Consider the following 5,247-nt stretch of genomic DNA (forward strand, 5'->3'; position numbering starts at 1 on the left):
CGCGCGGTCGAGATCGAAACAGGCATACCACGAGACGCCGATCGCCAGCAGCCCGACCAGCACCAGCATGACGCTCGAAAGCATGTCGATCGCGAGCGTGATGCCGAACGGCGCCGGCCAGCCGCCGACATTCATCACCGCGATGGTGCCGTCCTTGGTGTGCGCCATGATGCCGACGGCGGTCAGCAGAACGAGGAGCGACGTGATCAGCGCGATGGCCTTCTGCCAGGCGATGCTTTTGCGCGCCAACATGCAGAGGAAGGCGCCGGCGAGCGGGAGGGTGATGGGCAGCGACGGAAGGAGGATCATGTGTCGGTCTCCTTCAGTTTGTCCACGTCGTCGGTGCCGACGGTTTGGTAGGTGCGCAGGAACAGGACCAGCGCGAAGGCGGTCACGGCGAAGCTGATGACGATCGCCGTCAGGATCAGCGCCTGCGGCAGCGGGTCGGCGGGCGCGGCGGCGAAGTGCTTTTCGCCTTCGGCCAGGATGGGCGCGCCCGTTTGGCGGAGTCCGCCCGCCGTGAAGATCAGCAGGTTGGCGCCGTGGCTGAGCAGGCCGAGGCCGATGATCAGCTGCACGAGGTTGCGGCGCATCATCAGATAGAGCCCGGCTCCGTAGAGCACGCCGATCACGAGGGCGAGGAGAACTTCCATGCTATTCCTCCTCCCCCAGCGAAAAGACCAGCGTCAGCAAAACGCCGAACACGACGAAATAGACGCCGAGGTCGAAGATCAGCGGCGTCCCCAGATCCATGAACGGCAGCGCCCACCAGGTGCCCGTCAGGAACTCGGCATCGGAAAAGAGCGGCGGAATCCCGCTCAGCAGCGCAATGGCCAGGCCGGCGGCGGTGATGTCGCGCGGGTCGACGCGCAGGATGCCGCGCGCCTCGCCGACGCTGAAGGCCAAGGCGTAGAGCGAAAAGGCCGACCCCGCAAAGAGGCCGCCGACAAACCCGCCGCCCGGATAGTGGTGGCCGCGCAGCAAAACGTAGACCGAGAACACCAGCAGCGGCGGAAACATGTAGCGCGTGGCGGTGCGGAAAATGAGGGAGGTCATTCTGCGGCCTCCTTCTTGTTGGGTTTCAGCTTCAGCAGCGCGAACGCCCCGAGCGCGGCGATGGTGAGCACCGTGATTTCGCCCAGGGTGTCGAGCGCGCGGAAGTCGACGAGGATGACGTTGACGACGTTGCGGCCGTGGGCGTCCTTGTAGGCGTGGTCGAGATAGTAGTCGGAAACGGGCGTGTGGGTCTGCACGTGCAGCGCGGCGAGCACCAGCATCGTGACGGCCACGCCGACGCCGACGGCGATCGCGAGATCGATGGCGCGGGTGCGCTTGGCCGATCCGTGGCGGAAGGCGGGCAAATGGTGGAACGCCAGCGCGAGCAGGATGACCGTCAGCGTTTCAATGACGAGCTGGGTCATGGCGAGGTCGGGCGCGCCGAAAAAGGTGAAGAGCATCGCCATGGAATAGCCGACCACCCCCATCGAGAGGATCGAGCGCAGGCGCGACTTCGAGTGCGCCGTGGCAAAGGCCGCCGCAATCATCAGAATGGCGATCAACGCGAGGCGCGGCGAGATGGGCGAAAGGTTTTCCCAGCGCTGGAAACCGCCCGCCCGGACGAACGCCGCGCCGACGAGCGCAATGGTCGTGAGGACGGTGAAGCGGATATAGTCGCGCAACAGCCCCGTCTGCAGCACGCGCGTCTGCCATGCGGCAAACGTGAGCACGGCGTTGAGCTTGAGCTCATAAACCGCATCCGGGCCGAAGCGGGTGAGCGGCCGCAGCGTGTTCGCCCACCGAACAAAGACGGCGCGACCCCGGTAGCAACCGATGCCGATGGCGAGCGTGGCCAGGCTGATGACGAGGTATTTGTTGAAGCCCGCCCAGAGATGCAGGTGGACTTCGAGCGGCTCGGCATAGATGGCCGCGGCCGCAGGCGCCACCAGATGATGGCCAACCCAACCGCTGAGGAACGCCAGCAACAGGCATCCGACGCCGAGCACGATGGGGCCGATGCGCATGGAGAGCGGGACTTCGTGGGCGTGGAGGCCGGCGGGCATGTTGCCGGCGAAGGGCGTCCACCCAACCGAGAGGCCGACGAGCACATAGGCCGCGCCGCCGATGACGGTGGCGAGAATGAGCAGCGGAGAGTCGCCGAGCGCATGCAGCCAGGTTTCTTTGGCCACGAAGCCGAGGAACGGCGGAAAACCGCCCATGGAGAATCCGGCGAGCATGGCGCAGCCAAACGACCAGGGCATCGCCTTGCGCAGGCCGCCGAGCTTGTCGATCGAGGTTTCGCCGTCCGTTTCGTGGGTGATGCCGCCGGCCACCATAAAGAGCGTGGCTTTGTACAAGGCGTGGGCGAGCACGAACGCGGCCATGGCCTTGATGGTGTATTGGGTGCCGACGCCCAAGAGCATCACCATCGCGCCGAGGGCGGAGACGGTGGTGTAGGCCAGCAGGCGCTTGAGCACGTGCTGCCCCAGCGCCATGATGGCGCCGACGAGGAAGGTGATGGTGCCGATGGTGATGAGGATGAGCGTCCACTCTTCGGTGTGGCCGAGCGCCGGATGGAGGCGGGCAAGCAGGTAGACCCCGGCCTTCACCATCGTGGAGGAGTGCAGATAGGCCGAGGCCGGCGTCGGCGCCTGCATGGCGTTGGGCAGCCAAAAGTGGAACGGAAACTGGGCCGATTTGGTGAAGGCGCCGATGCAGACGAGGAGCAGAATCGGCAGATAATTTTTGTGGAGGGCGATTTCGTGGCCCCGCTGAACGATTTCGGAGAGCCGCCAGGTTCCGGCGGCATCGGCCAGAAGAATCATGCCGGCCAGCAGGAAGAGCCCGCCGAGCACGGTGACGAGCATCGCCTGCAGCGCGGCGGCGCGGGCGGCGGGGCTCTCGTGGTTGAAGCCGATCAGCAGGTAGGAGGTAAAACTGGTGAGCTCCCAGAAAACAAAAACCAGCAACAGGTGGTCGGCCAGCACCACGCCCAACATGGAAGCCATGAAGGCGATCATGTACATCAGGAAGCGCCCCTGTTGCGGATGCCCCTTGAAATAGCCCTGCGTGTACACAACGATCAGCGCCCCGATGCCGCTGATGATCAGCGCAAACAACAGCGAAAGCCCGTCGAGCCGGAAGGCCGCCTCCAGCCCAAGCTGCTCCACCCAAACGCGGCTCTCGACGACGGCATGGCCATGCCCCACCCCGGCAAGCTGCGACAGCAACCAGAAAAAGACCGCCAGCGGTGCCACGGAAAGAATTGCGCCCGCGTACGTAGGGATGCTGCGGTACACCCAGGGGGCGGCGATCGCCGCGGCAAAGCAGAATGTCAGCAACTCCAGCATGCGGTCCGGCAATCCCTTTCCAAGAAAATATAACCCGAGGGCATTACCCCCGCCCGTCGCGGAAAATAGAACCAGAACGGTTTGCTTTTCGCAAGGCGCATGATGACTAATCTGCACATATTATGATCGGTTTTCTCGGGCCTCCGCCCGGCGGTGCCCGGAGGGGCGCGAGACCCCTGTAAATACTGGTTTTTCCTTATTTTGCTGTTGCTTAGAAGTAAGCAATGCCCTAGAAACTTTTATCGCTGGGACGATACGGAGTCGGCCCAATGTTGTTGGAACCTACATTACGAGAATATCGAGGAGATATAAAATGGGAAAACCTATGACCAAATCGCAGATCATTGCCGCAGTTGCCGAAAAGGCAGACATTTCCAAAACCCAAGCCAAGGACGCCCTTGAAGCGCTCGCAGCGCTCGCGTACGAAGGCGCTGCAGACGGTTTCACGATTCCCGGCATCGGCAAGCTCGTTAAAGTTGAGCGCGCCGCCCGCAGCGGCCGCAACCCGGCCACTGGCGAAACCATTCAGATCCCGGCGAAAACCGTGCTGAAGTTCCGCATTGCCAAGGCTGCCAAAGACGCCGTTCTTTAATCAGTATTTGGATATTGGATTCCGCCCCGTTTCACGGGGCGGGTCTTCTTTTAATCATGAAACAGACCCTCTTTATTGTATTGGCCGCCATCGGCACCCTTTTATTTTCAGGTTGCAGAATGCCTTACGACCGCAACATGGACGATCAGGAATATTCCAACATGCCTTGGAACACGCCCCAAGACTGGGAAGGTTCCACCAGCTTACCCGGCTTCTCGGGCCAGAGCTACTAATCTCCCCCCGCCCCTTTGCATCGCCCGCCCACAAAGCGGGCTTTTTTGTGTCCGCACACCTGCCGCGCAGCGCCCGCGGCTAGAGCATATTAAATAATACTGTAGCCATTCGGGGTGTCATCGTCTAGGGTTCTTTACATGAGCACTCTATCGATGGATCTACGTCAGAGGATTCTTTCCTCATACGATGCCGGGGAAGGAACCCGGCAGGACATCGCTGATCGGTACCGCGTATCGCTCGGCATGGTGAAAAAGCTACTCTCGCAACGCAAGAGGACTGGGGACATCGCCCCACGTCACAATCATTCTGGCAGAAAGCCCTGTTTTACCGAGGAGCACCGGCTGCAGATGAAAGCCCTGATCGACCGTCAGCCAGACATCACTCTGAGGGAGATCCAGGACCAACTGGCTCTAGACTGCACATTGCCTGCCATTCACTATGTTTTAAAGGACATGGGGGTGAGCTTTAAAAAAAACGCTGCACGCCAGCGAGCAAGGGCGCGAAGACGTGAAGCTCGCACGGGCTGAGTGGATCGCCATGCAAGGACAACTCGATATTGCCCGATTGGTTTTTATCGACGAGGCCGGAGCCAAGACCAACATGACCCGGCTGTATGGGCGGTCACTGAAAGGCAAGCGGGCGTATGACCACGCCCCGCATGGCCATTGGTGCACAACCACCATGATCTCCTCTATCCGTTTCAATGGGGAAACGGCCTGCATGGCCGTTGATGCCGCAACGAGCGGCGATGTGTTCCGCGCCTATGTTGAACATATCCTGATTCCAACTCTTCGAGTGGGTGACATCGTTGTGCTCGATAACCTCTCGGCGCACAAGGATAAGCTTGCGCTGCAGCTGATCGAGGAAGTCGGGGCAGAAGTTTGGTTCCTGCCTCCCTACAGCCCCGACCTGAATCCCATCGAAAAGATGTGGAGTAAAGTGAAGCAACTGCTTCGCGGTGCAAAAGCGCGTTCCCAGGAATCGTTGCTTGATGCGATCGGCGTTGCCTTGGGTTGTGTTAGCAAAGCGGATGCCCTTGGTTGGTTTACCTCTTGCGGCTATAGTTTAAATTAA

7 protein-coding genes and 1 pseudogene are annotated in these 5,247 nt (G+C 61.2%); 4 read left to right on the forward strand and 4 right to left on the reverse strand.

Annotated features, from left to right (window positions below; translation table 11 throughout):
- The 4 genes and pseudogenes from ABYO54_RS13630 to mbhE all read right to left on the reverse strand — a co-directional run.
- Nucleotides 1-309: pseudogene (locus ABYO54_RS13630) on the reverse strand (Na+/H+ antiporter subunit D); the annotation flags it as partial.
- Nucleotides 306-653, reverse strand: coding sequence for a Na+/H+ antiporter subunit C (locus ABYO54_RS13635; protein WP_372808798.1), 348 nt, complete (start codon nucleotides 651-653; stop codon nucleotides 306-308). The pseudogene ABYO54_RS13630 and the gene ABYO54_RS13635, both read right to left, overlap by 4 nt.
- Before the next feature lies 1 nt (nucleotide 654).
- Nucleotides 655-1,056: a Na+/H+ antiporter subunit B gene (locus tag ABYO54_RS13640; RefSeq protein WP_372808799.1), complete on the reverse strand. Its 402-nt coding sequence runs from the start codon at nucleotides 1,054-1,056 to the stop codon at nucleotides 655-657.
- On the reverse strand, nucleotides 1,053-3,359 hold the full coding sequence (gene mbhE / locus ABYO54_RS13645; protein WP_372808800.1) for a hydrogen gas-evolving membrane-bound hydrogenase subunit E: 2,307 nt from the start codon (nucleotides 3,357-3,359) through the stop codon (nucleotides 1,053-1,055). The genes ABYO54_RS13640 and mbhE overlap by 4 nt, the downstream gene beginning before the upstream one ends.
- A gap of 313 nt (nucleotides 3,360-3,672) precedes the next feature.
- Between mbhE and ABYO54_RS13650 the strand changes: the two genes are divergently transcribed.
- The 4 genes from ABYO54_RS13650 to ABYO54_RS13665 all read left to right on the forward strand — a co-directional run bounded on the left by ABYO54_RS13650 (nucleotide 3,673) and on the right by ABYO54_RS13665 (nucleotide 5,247).
- On the forward strand, nucleotides 3,673-3,939 hold the full coding sequence (locus tag ABYO54_RS13650; protein WP_372808801.1) for an HU family DNA-binding protein: 267 nt from the start codon (nucleotides 3,673-3,675) through the stop codon (nucleotides 3,937-3,939).
- A gap of 56 nt (nucleotides 3,940-3,995) precedes the next feature.
- Nucleotides 3,996-4,172: a hypothetical protein gene (locus tag ABYO54_RS13655; protein ID WP_372808802.1), complete on the forward strand. Its 177-nt coding sequence runs from the start codon at nucleotides 3,996-3,998 to the stop codon at nucleotides 4,170-4,172.
- A 153-nt stretch (nucleotides 4,173-4,325) separates the two neighbouring features.
- Nucleotides 4,326-4,700 carry an IS630 transposase-related protein gene (locus tag ABYO54_RS13660; RefSeq protein ID WP_372808804.1) on the forward strand — a complete coding sequence of 125 codons (375 nt, stop codon included), beginning with the start codon at nucleotides 4,326-4,328 and terminating at the stop codon, nucleotides 4,698-4,700.
- On the forward strand, nucleotides 4,681-5,247 hold the full coding sequence (locus tag ABYO54_RS13665; protein ID WP_372808803.1) for an IS630 family transposase: 567 nt from the start codon (nucleotides 4,681-4,683) through the stop codon (nucleotides 5,245-5,247). Before ABYO54_RS13660 ends, ABYO54_RS13665 begins: the two co-directional genes overlap by 20 nt.

Source organism: Pontiella sp., assembly GCF_041622395.1.
Classification (GTDB): Bacteria; Verrucomicrobiota; Kiritimatiellia; order Kiritimatiellales; family Pontiellaceae; genus Pontiella.

Bases quoted from the DNA above. Each gene is read 5' to 3' on its own strand.
- ABYO54_RS13635 (WP_372808798.1), bottom strand. From the start codon at position 653: ATGGAAGTTCTCCTCGCCCTCGTGATCGGCGTGCTCTACGGAGCCGGG.
- ABYO54_RS13640 (WP_372808799.1), bottom strand. From the start codon at position 1,056: ATGACCTCCCTCATTTTCCGCACCGCCACGCGCTACATGTTTCCGCCG.
- ABYO54_RS13650 (WP_372808801.1), top strand. From the start codon at position 3,673: ATGACCAAATCGCAGATCATTGCCGCAGTTGCCGAAAAGGCAGACATT.
- ABYO54_RS13655 (WP_372808802.1), top strand. From the start codon at position 3,996: ATGAAACAGACCCTCTTTATTGTATTGGCCGCCATCGGCACCCTTTTA.
- ABYO54_RS13660 (WP_372808804.1), top strand. From the start codon at position 4,326: ATGGATCTACGTCAGAGGATTCTTTCCTCATACGATGCCGGGGAAGGA.